Below are 16626 nucleotides of genomic sequence, written 5' to 3' on the forward strand. Positions count from 1 at the left end.
TCAGACAATGTGCCCATTGCTACTGACTTAATCGTCTTATTTAAAGGAGTAACTGTCTACAGTTGCTCCTTTTTTATATATGTTAGCTTAAGGAGCATAAAGCGTATCTTAAGCAAAAGAATCACAGCCCTTCACTTTCCCCAAATCACTAACAATTATTTAACTATGTCACCAATCTGACATACTGGCGTCATCTATTATTCAAAAACATGCCATAAGCTAGCCTTGAAATCCATTGATAGGCGATGCGTAAATGTCTCAAAGTCATGTTGATAGCAAAGCAAGCTTTAACCCATTTTCCAATGCAAATCTGGCAAATGGTAATGCCCTTCCACCTTCCAACATTAAACAAAAATTCAATGCGCTTTGGCTTTCAGATGTCCACCTTGGAAGCCTTGATTGTAAAGCAGAGTTTTTACTGAACTTACTCACACAAACTCAAGCCAAACAGATTTATTTAGTTGGCGATATTATTGATATCTGGGCATTAAAGAAAAGAGTTTATTGGCCTGAGAGCCACAACTTAGTTCTGCAAAAATTGCTTCAACTCGCTAAAGATGGCACTCAAATAAAGTATATCCCTGGTAATCATGACGAAGCCTTTAAGTCTTATACCGACTTTCATCTATGGGGCATAAGCATGGCAAACCAACATATTCATCAATGTATTACTGGTGAAAGAATTCTCATGCTTCACGGCGACCAATTCGATTCAGAAGTTTGTATCAGCCGAACCTACGCTAAGCTCGGGGATCATCTATACGACGTTTTATTATTTCTTAATCGCAAGTTACATCAAATAAGACACGCTTGTGGATTCTCATACTGGTCATTGGCGAGCTACGTAAAGCTTAGGGTTAATAAAGCGCAGCACGCAATCGAAATGTATCGCGATGCAGTACTGCGTTATGCCAAAACTCAAGATGTACAAGCAGTTGTCTGCGGCCATATCCATCAGCCAGAGCTATCACTTCATGACGACATCATTTACGCCAATGATGGCGACTGGGTTGAAAACTGCACACTCATTGCCGAAACCCTCACTGGCGAACTCCAACTATTACGCTGGAGTGATGAAGCATCAACAACAAAAATGCTGAAGCAATTCCAACTGAATACGCAACAAGCTGATGAATATAAACAAAAAGTAGCTTAGCCGAAAGTCATTGTCACAGTAATGACTAAACCTAGCAAAAACAATAAAAGAATAGAAAGGTCATTATTATGATTTTTACCGTAGAGAACGTTGTTCAAAAGAACTTACCAAAACTTAATCAAACACCATGGCTTGCCACGCCAACCAAAGCCATGTTGCGCTATTTGCTTAATGAAAAACAATGTAATGAAATTGCCGCTGAGTTTGCGTATTTAAAAGGGGTCGATTTTGTAGAGCATGTTCTCGATTGTTTCGACTTTAACTATTCAGTACCCAGTAATGAAATCGAAAATATTCCTATTGAGGGGCGAGTCGTCATTTACGCAAACCACCCTATTGGCTCGCTTGATGCTTTGGCACTAATAAAACTTATTAGCCAAGTCAGGCCAGATATCAAAGTCGTCGCCAATGAACTGCTAATGGCATTAGAGCCTATGCATTCTCTCCTTTTACCCGTGAATAACATGTCTGGCGGCACTCCAAGACAACATCTTGAAAATATTCACCTTCACCTTAAAAATGAAGGTGCGGTGCTCATCTTTCCATCCGGTGAAGTATCAAGATTACGACCATCTGGCGTGACTGATTTAAAGTGGCATTCAGGTTTTTTAAAGATGGCGAATACCTGTAATGCTCCTTTATTGCCTATGTATGTTGATGCAAAAAACTCCGCAACCTTTTATGGTGCATCAATGATATATAAGCCTCTTGCGAGCTTATTGTTAGTAAAAGAAATGTTCAAACAGGCAAAACGCACTATGCCTGTTCGAATTGGTAAGTTAATCCCTAAAGAAGCAATTAGCAGTAATGACTTTACCCTTAAAACGAAAGTGCAATTACTCAAAAACCACCTATATCGAATTGGTAAAAACCGCAGTCCGATTTTTGCAACTCAAAACGCGATAGCCCACCCAGAGTCGCGCAGCGAACTGCAACACGCCCTACAACAGTGTGAATTATTGGGTGAAACCAACGACAACAAACAAATATTTCTATATCAACACCATGATTGCAGTCCTATCATGCGTGAAATTGGTCGCTTACGTGAAATAGCCTTTCGCGCAGTCGGTGAAGGAAGCGGCCATCGTCGTGATAATGATCAATACGACCCTTATTACCAACACTTAGTTTTGTGGGATAAGGATGCTTTAGAAATTGTGGGGTCATATCGATTTGCCAGTGCTAAACAAGTTCATGAACAACATGGTAAATCTGCCCTGTATAGCCAGTCCTTATTTAATTACAGCGAAGAATTTGCGCCTTACTTTGAAAATGGTCTGGAGTTAGGCAGAAGCTTTGTTCAGCCCAAATATTGGGGAAAGCGTAGCCTTGATTATTTATGGCTAGGCATTGGCGCTTATTTGGCTAAAAACCCACAATTTAGGTATTTATTTGGCCCAGTTTCAATCAGCGATCAATTACCTGAGCAAGCAAAAGAAATGATGGTTCATTTTTACCAACAACATTTTGCTACAGCAGATAAGCTTGCTCAGTCAAATACCCCATACAAGTTCACAGATGAACGCCTACAACAATTAAACCGTTTATATTCGGATGATGACTATTCAAGTTGCTTTAAGGTGCTTAAACACACCTTAGCTAATATGGGAGCTGCAGTGCCACCTCTATATAAACAGTACGGTGAACTGTGCCAAGATGACGGAGTGAAGTTCCTTGATTTCGGTATCGATACCGATTTTGGTAACTGTATAGATGGCTTAGTGCTCGTTGATATACATGCTCTAAAACCTAAAAAAAGGCAACGCTACATTGAGTATCATTTAAATACTGATAAAAAAGCTTAAAGCGCTATCACTTCAACATCAGCAAGCATTGATAAAATTGTTGGTTTAGATATTAACTATAACCTTGGGATGATTTGTTCACTTTACAATTGTCTGATATAAATAGATTAATTGAAAAGGAGAAACATTATGGTCACAATTGAGCAAATCATGAGCCCAAGGGTTGTCACCGTAGAAATGGATGATCGCATCAGCACTGCCAAAGAAATCTTTGATAATGTGCCTTTTCATCACTTAGTCGTGTTGGATGAAAACAAAACAATATCTGGGATTTTGGCACGTACTGATTTAATCAATGCCATCAGCCCCAACTTAGGTACAGCGGCGGAGCTCACTCGTGATATTGAAACCCTAAATAAACGAGTGCATCAGGTCATGGCCCATGGTCCAATTTCTGTGGCTCCTTCCCTCGATATTGATACTGCTGCGCAATTAATGTTAACCAAAGGAATAACTTGTTTTCCTGTTTTACAAGAAGATGAATTAATTGGAATCGTCAGCTGGCGAGATTTACTAGGTCATTATTGTGGATTAACTAAAGGCCAATAACTAAGAACAGTAACTAAGAACAGTAACTAAGAACAGTAACTAAGAACAGTAACTAAGAACAGTAACTAAGAACAGTAACTAAGAACAGTAACTAAGAACAGTAACTAAGAACAGTAACTAAGAACAGTAACTAAGAACAGTAACTAAGAACAGTAACTAAGAACAGTAACTAAAGTTAAACAGCTAAAACCAACAATAGAATAAGCGATTGTTTTAAAAGGTTTATTGCAATTCAACATTCAAAACCTATAAAGAACACCTTTAGCTTAAAAGCGTTTTTTGTCAATTAAAAATAATTAAAATAAAATTCTTTAGCCTCAACAAACACATACCCTTTGATTCAAAAAAACTTCATTTTACTCGCTGGAAAACGTCACATTTGTCTGCTTATCTTAAGGTAGGTTCACAGGCCAAGGAGACACTCATGACGAGTTTTAAATACCATCTAAATCAGGAAAAAATTGAATTACTGGCTAGTGACTGGATCGGCTTAGAGCGTGTATTAGTCAATGACAAAATTGTGTCGACTAAAGTTAATTTTGGGCAAAGAAGTACCCACAAAATTGAACTTAAAAATGGTAAACCTTGTCGATTACAGCTCTTAATAGACCCTCAAACTGAACAACTTACCTGCAGGCTGTATAAGCAGAATGAGTTTATCGCAAGCTTAAAGCAAGGAAAGCAAAGCTTATTGAGTAGTAAAACGTTTTTTGAGGCAAGCATAATGCTGGCGTGTATGAGTAGCTTAGGCCTTTACTGGCTAAGTTAGTTATTAATACACAAGTTTCTAGCACATCGAAAAAAGCCGCATCAGCGGCTTTTGTGTTTTTATGCGCATAACATGAACAAAGTACAGTAAGTGTCTCTGATAAACACATTACTAACAGCCAATTTTTATGCCCTATTTATGACCAAGTTAGTCGCATTTTGAAACAAGGCTGTCATTAACACAAATAAACAATTCATCTTGGTAGTTACCACTTCCTGCTGTCACAGTGGTGATTTTTAGCTTTTGTTTAGCTGAAGTATCTTCAACAATTGCTACCGACAATATGGTTCCATCTCTGGGTATAATTATCCCTTGAGTAAAATCACCTACATATAAATCTTTGTATAACTTAATACTTATTGAACCAATAGATCTTGGTTCAATACGCCCCTCAGCAATCACAACGCTCTGACCATTGTCAAAAGTGAAAGCTTTGACGTAAGTGCCACCATTGGAAGTTGTTAGCTCATAACCTTCCTGTGATTGAACCGAAATACTAGCGAGCATTATTGCAATTATAGTGATTGTTTTAATCAGTATTTTCATCTTAGACACCTCTTCCCTGCCATAATTAAGCTTCAAGCTCTTACGCTACTGTTGTTATGAATTACGTTATGAGTCACGCTATGAATCATGTTATGAATGACTAGATAGTTCGTGTAATCATTAATCAAAGTACGCTAAATAGCGAATATAAAAAAAGCTACCTTGTAGGTAGCTTTATTATTCACTCACTTAATTGTGATAACTTAGTTAGAAAACGCGAGCAACAAGGCCTTTTAAATAAAAACCTTCTGGAAATGCACTACCAATCGGGTGATCGCTAGCTTGACTCAATCTATCAATAAATTGGACATCTCTTTTAGCATCAAGTGCGGCATCAGCAACCACTTTTTGAAATAGATCCGCTGCCATTAAGCCAGAGCATGAGAATGTCAGTAATGTGCCACCAGGATTAAGTAATTGCATGGCGATCATATTAATGTCTTTATAGCCACGACAAGCGCCATTTAGCTGTGCTTTGTTGTCGGCAAACTTAGGAGGGTCTAACACAATCACATCGAAGGTTTTACCCTCATCACGATACTGACGTAATAGCTTGAACACATCCGCTTCATGATAATTAACATGTTCATCATTAAAGCCGTTAATTTCCATGTTCAATTTAGCTGTATCTAATGCTAACTTTGATACATCAACATTTTCGATGCTGGCAGCACCACCTTTAGCGGCATACAAACCGAATGTACCTGTATAGCAGAAACAGTTTAATACTGATTTATCTTTGACAAAACGAGCCGCAATTGAACGGTTATCTCGCTGATCCAAATAAAAACCTGTCTTATGTCCTTTCGTCACATCGACAGAAATTTTGATGCCATTCTCTTCGATAATGACAGGCATTTCAGGAAGCTCACCGTGTAATAAGCCCGTAATAGGTTTCAAGCCTTCCTTTTTACGAGAATCGACATCTGAGCGCTCGTAAATAGCACAATCAGGGTAGAGTTCAGCTAATACTTCGACTAATGTGTCACGCCAAAAATCAGCCCCTGTACTCAATAGCTGACAAACTAATACATTGGCATACTTATCAATAGTGATACCAGGTAAGCCGTCTGATTCAGCTGCAATAAGGCGGTAACCCGTTAGACCTTGTTCAGCGATTAATGCGTCTCTGCCTGCTTGTGCACGCTGTACACGCCGCATGAAGAAGTCTTTATCAATTTGCTCTTCTTTATCAAATGTCCATACGCGAACTTGGATCTGTGACTCTGGTGACCAAGCACCACGCCCTAACCAATGGCCATCATGCGCAACAACATCAACAGTTTCACCAGCTTGCGGTTTACCTTTAATGTTATGTATACCACTGGCAAAAACCCATGGGTGTTTACGCTCTAGTGATTTTTCACGCTTGGGTCTAAGCTTGATTCTGATAGCCATGATGGTGCCTTTTTCATTTTGGGATCGCGATGATAAGGATCCTAACAAGGGAACGCAAGTTACAATCGCCAATTATAGTGCTTTAGTGTTAAATTTGGAGGCTAGCAATAGCAAATTGATTAACAACAAATTATCTGGCTATCAAGTATGGTAATTAGTGCAAACAAACACGCCACTTAACATCAATTAAGCAGCGCTTTCCCTAGGATATTTCCCATACATTATTCTTTACCGATACTAAGCTCATTTAATATATTGAATAGATATATATTTAATTGAAATATATAAAACTCTACAAGACATAAAAACTATAGTTAATGTCAAATTAACTATTTATTTAATAATATCAATGTAAACAATTGAGACTGGCTTAATAGTGTTACATCTTGCGCTTGGCCATCAATGGATAATGATAAAACAGGGTTTTGTAAAAAATCTTTTGCATCATCAGCTGAATATAACTCTGGTAATTCAAGGTGATACTTCTCAGTACCTGCAACATCTAGTTTTAAATAAAGCGGCTTAGACTTTACCCAATGGCCTGAATCATCTGCGTTATCCTGAAATAAATCGCTATAGCTGACTTCAATTAGTTGCTCACCGGCAACCAGGTCGACTTCACGTTGAAACTCAACGACTACGCCATTTACGCTATCAATATCCAGATCATCATGGAAAGTTATGCTAGAAGATTGCGCAGCAAAACTGGTTAACAGTAGGCCAAAGGCTGCAGATAATGTTAATTTAGTATTCATATTAAACTCCAATCTTAATTTAATTATTCCGTAAATTCATTTCATACCACACAATTTAAAAGACCAACGAACAATTAAAAAAATTTCAAAAAAGTTTATGTTTTTAATTTTTTATTTTTAACCGAATGAAATACCAAGCAATAGCTTAATCAAATTTTGATAAAATCGTTTATTGAAATTTTAAAATTTACAACATTAAATTTGAATTTATTGATTTAATGCAAAGAAATATCTGCAACATTAGATAGAATCACGCAACAAAAGTAACAACCAAGTAATTATTTCTAAGGTATTGGGGTACCTAAGTAATGAGTAAAATGAGTCAAGGGAAAGTCATATGCACTCGTTGCCAAACAGAGATCATCGAAATTACAGTAAGTTGCAACTGCACAAACCGTGATAATGACAATTGTAAAAAACAACATGAGCCTAGATCTGCAACTAGAAACTCTCAACTCAAGCTCTCAACAGTTTCATTGCTTGTACTGAGTAGCACCAGTATCATTTTGTCAGCTTATTTCTGGTATTCTGTCATTGTTGATTTATCTGCTTACACGTTACACCAAGGCAGCACTTACGCAAATTTCGAATTAATTTGTGCTGGATGGTGTTTTTTCATTGGTTGGTATTGTCTCTTCATAACAGTGGCTCAAATGCTTCTCCAGGAAAAGTCTATTCCATAAATACTAGGGCCTGTTGATCTTTGCTGGTTAAGTTTTGTTCTAAATAAAAGCATTTTAATCGAGGCGGATGAATTGATGCCTAGTCATCTAAGCCCCTTTTATTTACAAAGATGCATTCAACAAAGAGTAAAATGCTTTTAGTCGAACCCTCTGGGCAGCGTTTGTTGGCCATTTTTACTGCGTTACCGACTTTTTATGTAGAATAACTACACTACAAAGTCTCTGCCTTGTATAAATGGCCAACAATTCGCTGCAAAAACAATCTTGAAAGATCAACAGGCCCTAGAGATAAATGTTTAACTCTGTTCGATACTATTTGTCTTTCGATTAAAAAACTCTTTCAAAAAATCAATGAGTAAACGAACTTTTTTGGAATCAGCTGCGCCTGGCGGAAAGACAGCATAAATATTAATATCAGACAATTGATAGTCATCGAGTACAGTTTCTAACGTACCTTGCTTTACCTTAGGCCAAGCATCATAAGTCGGTATTCTGCCAATACCGTGGCCACCTTCGACAAAGGCAGTTCTTGCTGAAGCGTTGTTAGTGGTAATGCTTCCTTTCATTTCGATACTAAACGAGCGAGAGCCTTTTTTAAGCTCTAAAACTCGTTTTAATGGCTTGTAAACGACCCAATCATGGGAACTTAACTCGCCAGGGGATTTAGGCCTGCCCTGCTTTTCAAAATAAGCGGGAGCGCCACACAAACAAGTTTTCATAACCGACAACTTAGTGGCTTGTAAACTTGAATCCACTAACGGAGCACCACGAATAGCGATATCTATTCCTTGATTAATAATATTGACGACTTCATCGGTCAACATCACGTCCAGTTCAATTTTAGGATACAACAGCTTAAATTCGTTCAAAGCAGGAACTATGGTTTCGAGCCCTGCATTAACTGGACAAGTTAATTTGATTAAGCCCATTGGCTCGCTTTTCATATTCTCAATTTGCTGATTAGCAGAATAAGCTTGCTCAGCAATCACTTTACAGGACTGATAATAAGCTTGCCCTTCTTCAGTGAGACTAATGCTGCGAGTTGAACGATTGAGTAATTTAACTTGTAAATGCTCTTCTAGTTTTTTTATATGGTAACTTACAACTGCTCGAGAAAGGCCAATATGCTTAGCTGCGCCAGTTAAACTGCCTTGCTCAACCACTTGAGAAAACACCACCATACTTTTTAATTGCTCAAAAGATACATTCATTATCGACCCTAATCTCCAAACTAAAACTCAAACTCAAACTCAAACTCAAACTCAAACTCAAACTCAAACTCAAACTCAAACCAGCATTAAAAATAGCTCAGCCCCCATTGTATCAATTATTTAAACAATGAAGTCAATAAAGTCTGCATTGTCAGATTAAATTCAGGTTTCTATACTGAGTTCATTATTTAATAAGCCAACCAGTGTTAATGGCTTAATATCAGCAGCAAACAAGGAATTGATATGACAAACGTTACCGCCAAAAAAGTATTAATGGTGCTTACTTCACACGACCAATTGGGTGACACAGGCAACAAAACCGGCTTTTGGATTGAAGAGTTTGCCGCGCCATATTTTGTATTTAAAGATGCTGGGTTTGATATCACTTTAGCTTCACCTGCCGGCGGTCAACCACCAATAGATCCAAGCAGCGAACTAGCAGACTTTCAAACGGATGACACGCGTCGATTTGATAATGATAAAGATGCTCAAGCACATCTTGCTACTACACTTGTGCTATCTGACGTTAATGCTGATGATTACGATGGCGTTTTCTACCCAGGTGGTCACGGGCCGTTATGGGATTTAACCGATAATTCAAACTCAATCGAATTAATCGAACAGTTTATTCAACAAAACAAACCTGTCGCTGCAGTGTGTCATGCAAGCGCAGCCTTGTTAAATGTTAAAAACAGCGATGGTAGCTACTTAGTAAAAGACAAAGCTGTAACTGGTTTTAGTAATACTGAAGAAGATGCTGTGCAATTAACTGATGTTGTACCTTTTCTGCTTGAAGATGAATTACAAAAACGTGATGCAGATTATCAAAAAGTCGCTGACTGGCATGCATTTTCAGTTCAAGATGGCTTAGTCATCACTGGACAGAATCCAGCAAGTTCTTCACTGACAGCGCAAAAGCTAGCATCATACATTAACGCGTAACGAATAATATTGTATTAGGACAATCTCATGCTTAATTTTTCATTTCAAAACAATACAAAAATTCTTTTTGGCGAAAACCAAATAAATAGCATTAGTAATGAAATTCCTGCTGATGCGCGAGTACTCATGATCTACGGTGGTGGTTCAATTAAATCAAACGGTGTCTACCAACAAGTGACTGATGCACTTAAAGAACACACTTGGTTTGAATTTTCAGGTGTAGAGCCTAATCCGCAATACGACACCCTAATGAAAGCGCAAGCAATCATTGAAGCTGAAAATATTGATTACTTACTCGCAGTGGGTGGTGGCTCTGTTGTTGATGGCGTTAAATTCATTGCTGCAGCAGCTAAATTTGAAGGTCAAGATCCTTGGGATATGATAGCAAAAGGCGCAAGCGTAAATGACGCACTGCCAATTGGCGCTGTATTAACGCTTCCTGCAACAGGGTCTGAATCAAACGGCGGCTCTGTTATTACTCGTGATGGTAATAAATTACCTTTTGGTAGCCCATTACTGCGTCCATTGTTTGCAGTTTTAGATCCTGCCGTAACCCTTTCATTATCTGATCGCCAAATAGGTAATGGCGTTATTGATGCGTACATTCACATTATGGAGCAGTACTTAACTTACAGTGTAAACGGTAAAGTACAAGACAGATTCAGTGAAGGTCTACTGCAAACCCTTATTGAAGAAGGCCCAAAAGCATTAGCTGCAGAAACTAAACAAGATTTAGAAATACGGGCAAACATTATGTGGTCTGCAACAATGGCATTAAACGGTCTCATCGGTGCTGGTGTCCCTCAGGATTGGTCAACTCATATGATAGGTCATGAACTAACGGCAAGTCATGGAGTCGATCATGCGCGCACTTTATCTATCGTATTACCTGCGGTAATGAAAGTTCGTCGTGAGCAAAAACACGCAAAACTTGTCCAATATGCTGAACGCGTATTTAACATCACTTCTGGCTCTGATGAAGAGAAAATAGATCAAGCTATTATCGCCACTGAGAACTTCTTCAAGTTAATGCAAGTCCCTACTCGTTTAAGCGATATTGATGTAGGTGCAGATCAAGTAGATGTGCTTGTAAATGCACTTGAGAAACATGGCATGACTAAACTGGGTGAGCATGGTGATATCGATTTAACCATCAGCCGAGAAATCTTAACCACTGCTATATAAGCACTAACTCAAGCTAAACTTTAACTTTATAAGGTTTAGCTTAAGTAAAATCGACAAAGGCTAGCATTTCGCTAGCCTTTTTTATTGGCTGCAATTTAGGCCAATAGCGGCTTTAAAGTGTGACCTAAGCTTGATAACCATTAATAATTCTTCAAATGATGAATATTGATGAATTATTTTACTAAGTATTCTGCACTGCTTGGCTTACTATATTCTACACTTGAAGAATTATTCAAAAAATACTGCTCGCTGATGCCTAGATTAAAAAAAACCGCAGGAAGACCGTTAACCCAGGTGGATAACCGCAGTGCGTTAATTGATGCAGCAAGAGTCTTGTTTGTTGAAAATGATTACGAGAAAGTCTCGGTACGTACTATTGCACAGCACGCCAACGTGGATGCCAGTTTAATCCGTTATTATTTCCAGTCGAAGATGGGCTTATTCAGTGAAATGCTAAAAGAAACGCTCGCGCCTATTACTGAGAAAATAAATCAAACTAACAAAGCTTTCATTCACAATTCAGCCGAAGATATTCTCAGTACTTATTATACGTTAATGAGCCAAAACCCTGACTTTCCAAAGCTGATTTACCGTACAGCAAGTCTACCCGACTCTCAAAGTAATCGAGAATTACAAGCCAGCCTTTTAGCATTATTACCTTCACCACGCTTTGCCATTATTGAACAAATGCAAAATGCCAACTTGCTAAAGGATGGTGTCGATACTACGTGCGCCAAAATGAGCTTTATCAGCTTACTGATATTTCCCTTTTTAATGCCAGATTTATTGAAAAATGCTATCGGCATTAAAACATCTCCAGAGTTTATGCAAAAACTTGCTAAACACAATGCTCAACTGTTACGTCATGGGCTTATTGCCGATGAAACACTACCAAGCCAGGACCGCTAAACATGACCAGCTTAAAAAGACGCTATGTATTTCCCGGAATTGCTGCCGGATTTATTATTTTATTTGCCGCAATTGCTTTGCGATCATCGCCTGAACTAGAAGCAGGTCACGATAAGTCACGGTTAGTGGAAGTGATAAGCCTAGATAAACAGCTAAGTATGCCTGTGATCAAAGCGTATGGCCGAGTCGCCCCGAAACACAGCTGGCAAGGAATTGCAGAAGTTGGCGGTAAAATCATTTATCGTCATCCTGAACTTGAAACTGGCCGCTTGATTAAAGCGAATACTTTAGTGCTTGCTATCGATCCCTTAGAGTACGAATTAAAACTTGCCCAAGCTGAGGCTAATGTGAACGCCAGTGAAGCGCAGTTAATTCAATTAAATCAAAAAGAAATTAACCTAGAAACCAGTTTAGAGATAGAACAACAAAAACTCACTTTGGTTGACCAAGAGTATCAGCGTAAACAAGCGCTTAATGTTAAAAACCTCATTTCAAAGTCCGAACTTGAAACCCAAAAACAAGCCCTACTTGCACAGCGCAACTTAGTACAAGATTTAAATAGCAGTTTAAGTCTATTACCCGATGATAGAAAAGTGACTCAAGCTCAAGTCAAAGTGAACCAAGCCCTATTTAACGATGCCCAGCGCCAGTTAAACAATACTCGATTTACTTTACCCTTTGATGCCAGAATTGCAGCGGTAAATATTGAACGTGCTCAAGCTGTGACTAATGGTTCTGTATTGTTTGAAGCCCATCAACTAGGCGCGGTCGAGATCAAAGCGGAACTGTCACTGCAAGATGCCGAAACCTTAATTAGCAGCATTTCAGGCATTCCACGTGATACTGCATCCCTCCCTTCCATCGAAAAAGTTAATTTTGACTCCCATGTTGAAATTAATATGGGCAAAAAACACCATCAATGGCAGGCGAAGTTAACCCGTATTGCCGATACCATTAATCCAGATCAGGCCACTATCGGTTTCTACCTTGAAGTCGAACAAGACTTTAACGAAATGGATTTAGTTAAACGCCCTCCTTTAACTAATGGCATGTTCGTCACCGCTTATATCCACGGCTACGAATCAAAACAATTTATCATTCCTGAAAAAGCCCTACATGGCGAGCATGTGTATGTCATGGATGCAGAAGATAAATTGCAAATCAAAAAAGTAAACGTGGTGTATCGCAGTGAACATGGCGTTGCTATTGATAGTCAGTTAGATGGTAATAGTCAATCAGACAGCGAACCATTAGTTCAGGGCGATCGCATTGTCACTAATGATCTTATCCCAGCCATAGCAGGCATGAGTTTAAAAGTTGCAGAACACGCAGATGAGCAAAGTGAAAAGGAGCTTAACTAGTGATTAATTTTTTCACTCGTCATCCCACTATTGCTAACTTAATGATGCTGGCATTTTTTGTGGTGGGCCTTAGCAGTATTGGCAAGATTAAACGGGAAACCTTTCCAGAGTTTAGTCCCCCTTACATTATTGCCAGTGTGGTTTACCCTGGCGCATCACCTGCAGAAGTTGAAGAAAGTTTGTGTCTTCGTATGGAAGATGCCATTGATGGTTTAAGCGATATTGAAGAAACCAAATGTGATGCCCAAGAAGGTTTTGCATCACTTACAGTCAAGCTCACCGGTGATGCTGATATGGGTCGCAGTTTGGTAGATATTCAAACTGAAATTAATGCCATTAAAGATTTTCCATCACAAATCGACCCTCCAACAGTTAAAGAACTCGACTGGGCTGAACCAGTTGTTGATATTGCTATTGCAGCCGATGCCAGTTTACCCCACTTAAAATCATATGCTGAAGATTTAAAGCGTCGATTAAAGATTGATGCAGGGGTTAATTTAGTCACTGTTTCAGGGTTTTCTGACCATCAAATTCGGGTTGAATTAAACGAAGCGGATATCAGACGTTTAGGGTTAACGGTTGCAGAAGTAGCTGATAAAGTTGGCCGCCAAAACGTGCAAATGCCAGCAGGTAGTGTTGAGTTATCAGATAAAAACTTGCTTATCCGCTTTGATGAACGTCGAATTACGCCTGAAAATTTAGGCAAAATCATTGTGTCATCCAACCCTGAGGGCGGAGTCGTTCGCCTGCGGGATATTGCCAAAATAGAAGATCTATTCGAACTTGAAGAAGAGCACACAATCTTTAATGGTAAGGCTGCAGCAGTATTAAAAGTTCAAAAGAACAAAGCTGATGATGCGCTGCGTATTAAAGAGCGAGTAACTGAATTTGTTGCCCAAGAGCAACTTGTCGCCCCTGATGGCGTTACCCTAACACTGACAAATGACATGTCTTCGTTGTTGCAAGACAGATTATCCATGCTGCTTAAAAATGGTTGGCAAGGCATCATCTTAGTGTTCTTTTCTATGTGGCTGTTTTTCTCAATCCGTTATTCATTTTGGGTATCTGCGGGACTGCCAGTCGCCTTTATGGGCGGCTTGTTCTTAATGTGGGTATTTGGTGTGTCGATTAATATCATGAGCCTTGTGGGTCTATTAATGGCCATTGGTATCATGATGGATGATGCAATTGTTATCGCAGAGTCTGTCGCCGCTCATGTAGAGAAAGGCTTGCCCATTAACGACGCGGTCACCCAAGGAGTTAAAAAAGTTGCCCCTGGGGTATTCTCATCCTTTTTAACCACAGTATTTATTTTTGGTAGTTTGCTATGGTTAGATGGTCAAATGGGCGATGTATTATCCGTCGTACCGCTAGTGCTCATTATGGTATTAAGTGTCAGTTTGATTGAAGCATTTTTGATTTTACCGAATCATTTAAGCCACTCACTTAAATCAAACAAACAAGAGAAACCGCCACTTAAATTTAAAAGAGTATTTTTAGAAAAGTTTGAACATTTTCGAAATAATAACTTAGTCGAAGCTGTTACCTTTGTTGTTAAATGGCGCTACGCAAGCCTTGGGGCAACCTTAGGCTTGCTATTTGTTTCAATAGCCCTAGTGGCTGGCGGCGCAGTTAAATTTGTTGGGTTCCCAGAACTGGATGGCGATATTGCTGAAGCGCGCATCATCTTGCCTCCAGGTTCAACACTGGATCAAACCAAACAAGTCGTAGCACAACTTGTTGCCAGTGCTAATAAAGTCGGCGCGCGATATACACAAGAAAACCAAGAAGAATCTGATCTTATCCGATTTATTACTGAGCAATACAATATAAACGCCGATGCGGGCGAATCTGGCCCACACGTGGCTACCGTTCGTTTAGATTTATTGTCAGCGGAAACTCGAAGTACGTTAATCGACAATTTCATTCAAGATTGGCGCATCGAAAGTGGTGATATTGCTGAACCATTGTCGTTAGTATTTAAACAACCTAGCATGGGCCCTGCTGGCCGCGATGTAGAAGTGAGATTACAACACGATGATCTAGATTTACTCAAAATGGCCTCGGTTGATTTGCAGTCATATTTAAGTCAGTTCTCTGGTGTAAATGGCATTTTAGATGACATGCGCCCAGGTAAAGAAGAAGTGTTAGTCAAGCTACGTGATGGCGCCGAAAACTATGGTGTTGATGGCGAGATGATTGCATCTCAGCTGCGTGCGGCTTACTTTGGCCAAACTGCAGATGATGTTCAAGCTGGACCTGAAAACATTGAAATCCAAGTGCGACTCAATAAACAACAAGCCGGTGATTTACAGGCGTTAGCAAACTTTCCTATCATGTTAGGTGATGGAACACAGCTGCCATTAAATGCAGTCGCAACGTTAAATTACGAGCGCTCTTATGTGCGGATCCAGCGAATAGAAAGTCAACGTACCGTCACCGTTATGGCTGATATTGACAACACTAAAGCTAATGGTAGTGAAATCGTCGGTAAAGTCAGAAACGAATTTGCTCACGAATTACGTGAAAAGTACCCGGGTCTTAAAGTTGATTATGAAGGCGCTGCCAAAGAAACAGCTAAAACCGGCGCTTCCTTTATGCAAGGTTTTATCATTGGTTTATTTGGTTTATTCGCAATATTAAGCTTCCAATTCAGAAGTTACTTAGAACCTTTCGTGGTGATGCTAGCCATTCCACTCGCATTAATCGGGGTATTCTGGGGCCACCTGTTAACGGGGCATAGTTTATCGATGCCATCGATATTAGGTTTTGTATCTCTTGCAGGTATTGTGGTCAATGACTCCATTTTGTTGGTGCAGTATATCCGCCACCATGTGGATATTGGCGATAACATTCAAGAAGCTGTGGTTAAAGCCAGCCGAGATAGATTCAGAGCGGTTTTCCTAACCTCTCTAACCACTGCAGCTGGTTTGCTACCGCTATTGATGGAAACATCCCTACAAGCACAAGTGGTTAAGCCCATTGTTATCTCAATTGTGTTTGGTATTTTCACATCTACCCTATTGGTACTGTTTATCATCCCAAGCGCATACGCAGTGTTAGCTGACTTTAACCTTGTGCATAAGCATGAAGAGTTGTCTGCTTAAACACGTATAAGCCTAACTCACAAGAAGCAATAAAAAGGCCGTTTGTGTCATCATTAACGGCCTTTTTAATTGAACGAGTACTTTAAGAATTTTATAAAAGTCACTAAAAATATGAGTTAGCCTACAACTTAAATATCGAAAAAGTACTCAAGACGAGTAGACGTTTAATAAGCTTTTTGACAAATGGTATAGAGAAGTTTGAGACATTAATTTAGTCACAAAATGACTGAGTTTTTTGTGGAGCCTATCA

Annotated in this window: 13 protein-coding genes; 9 read left to right on the forward strand and 4 right to left on the reverse strand. The window is 39.2% G+C overall.

The annotated features are described in order from the left end of the window. Positions 1–253: 253 nt before the first annotated feature. The 4 genes from FNZ24_RS05775 to FNZ24_RS05790 all read left to right on the forward strand — a co-directional run bounded on the left by FNZ24_RS05775 (position 254) and on the right by FNZ24_RS05790 (position 4279). Positions 254–1156 (forward strand): UDP-2,3-diacylglucosamine diphosphatase, encoded by a 903-nt coding sequence (locus FNZ24_RS05775; protein ID WP_153913513.1) that lies wholly within the window; start codon positions 254–256, stop codon positions 1154–1156. Positions 1157–1224: 68 nt separating this feature from the next. Beyond that, on the forward strand, positions 1225–2961 hold the full coding sequence (locus tag FNZ24_RS05780) for a GNAT family N-acyltransferase (protein WP_153913514.1): 1737 nt from the start codon (positions 1225–1227) through the stop codon (positions 2959–2961). 126 nt (positions 2962–3087) lie between these two features. Next, on the forward strand, positions 3088–3510 hold the full coding sequence (locus tag FNZ24_RS05785) for a CBS domain-containing protein (protein WP_416384818.1): 423 nt from the start codon (positions 3088–3090) through the stop codon (positions 3508–3510). A gap of 424 nt (positions 3511–3934) precedes the next feature. Further along, positions 3935–4279, forward strand: a complete 345-nt coding sequence (locus FNZ24_RS05790) for a hypothetical protein (RefSeq protein WP_153913516.1) — start codon at positions 3935–3937, stop codon at positions 4277–4279. A gap of 147 nt (positions 4280–4426) precedes the next feature. Here FNZ24_RS05790 and FNZ24_RS05795 read toward each other — a convergent pair whose 3' ends face one another. The 4 genes from FNZ24_RS05795 to FNZ24_RS05810 all read right to left on the reverse strand — a co-directional run bounded on the left by FNZ24_RS05795 (position 4427) and on the right by FNZ24_RS05810 (position 8872). After that, positions 4427–4825, reverse strand: coding sequence for a PliI family lysozyme inhibitor of I-type lysozyme (locus tag FNZ24_RS05795; protein WP_153913517.1), 399 nt, complete (start codon positions 4823–4825; stop codon positions 4427–4429). Positions 4826–5032: 207 nt separating this feature from the next. Next, positions 5033–6223, reverse strand: a complete 1191-nt coding sequence (locus tag FNZ24_RS05800) for a class I SAM-dependent rRNA methyltransferase (protein WP_153913518.1) — start codon at positions 6221–6223, stop codon at positions 5033–5035. 329 nt (positions 6224–6552) lie between these two features. After that, positions 6553–6978 carry a DUF2057 family protein gene (locus FNZ24_RS05805; protein ID WP_153913519.1) on the reverse strand — a complete coding sequence of 142 codons (426 nt, stop codon included), beginning with the start codon at positions 6976–6978 and terminating at the stop codon, positions 6553–6555. A 979-nt stretch (positions 6979–7957) separates the two neighbouring features. Next, positions 7958–8872 (reverse strand): LysR family transcriptional regulator, encoded by a 915-nt coding sequence (locus FNZ24_RS05810; RefSeq protein ID WP_153913520.1) that lies wholly within the window; start codon positions 8870–8872, stop codon positions 7958–7960. Between the two features lie 243 nt (positions 8873–9115). Between FNZ24_RS05810 and FNZ24_RS05815 the strand changes: the two genes are divergently transcribed. The 5 genes from FNZ24_RS05815 to FNZ24_RS05835 all read left to right on the forward strand — a co-directional run bounded on the left by FNZ24_RS05815 (position 9116) and on the right by FNZ24_RS05835 (position 16376). Continuing rightward, positions 9116–9814: a type 1 glutamine amidotransferase domain-containing protein gene (locus FNZ24_RS05815; protein WP_153913521.1), complete on the forward strand. Its 699-nt coding sequence runs from the start codon at positions 9116–9118 to the stop codon at positions 9812–9814. A gap of 27 nt (positions 9815–9841) precedes the next feature. Next, positions 9842–10999: an iron-containing alcohol dehydrogenase gene (locus FNZ24_RS05820; RefSeq protein WP_153913522.1), complete on the forward strand. Its 1158-nt coding sequence runs from the start codon at positions 9842–9844 to the stop codon at positions 10997–10999. 168 nt (positions 11000–11167) lie between these two features. Next, positions 11168–11908 carry a TetR family transcriptional regulator gene (locus FNZ24_RS05825; protein WP_153913523.1) on the forward strand — a complete coding sequence of 247 codons (741 nt, stop codon included), beginning with the start codon at positions 11168–11170 and terminating at the stop codon, positions 11906–11908. A 2-nt stretch (positions 11909–11910) separates the two neighbouring features. Next, positions 11911–13269: an efflux RND transporter periplasmic adaptor subunit gene (locus FNZ24_RS05830; RefSeq protein ID WP_153913524.1), complete on the forward strand. Its 1359-nt coding sequence runs from the start codon at positions 11911–11913 to the stop codon at positions 13267–13269. Next, on the forward strand, positions 13269–16376 hold the full coding sequence (locus FNZ24_RS05835) for an efflux RND transporter permease subunit (protein WP_153913525.1): 3108 nt from the start codon (positions 13269–13271) through the stop codon (positions 16374–16376). Before FNZ24_RS05830 ends, FNZ24_RS05835 begins: the two co-directional genes overlap by 1 nt. Positions 16377–16626 lie beyond the last annotated feature (250 nt).

The sequence above is a fragment of the Shewanella sp. TC10 genome (assembly GCF_009663145.1).
Taxonomy (GTDB): Bacteria; Pseudomonadota; Gammaproteobacteria; order Enterobacterales; family Shewanellaceae; genus Shewanella.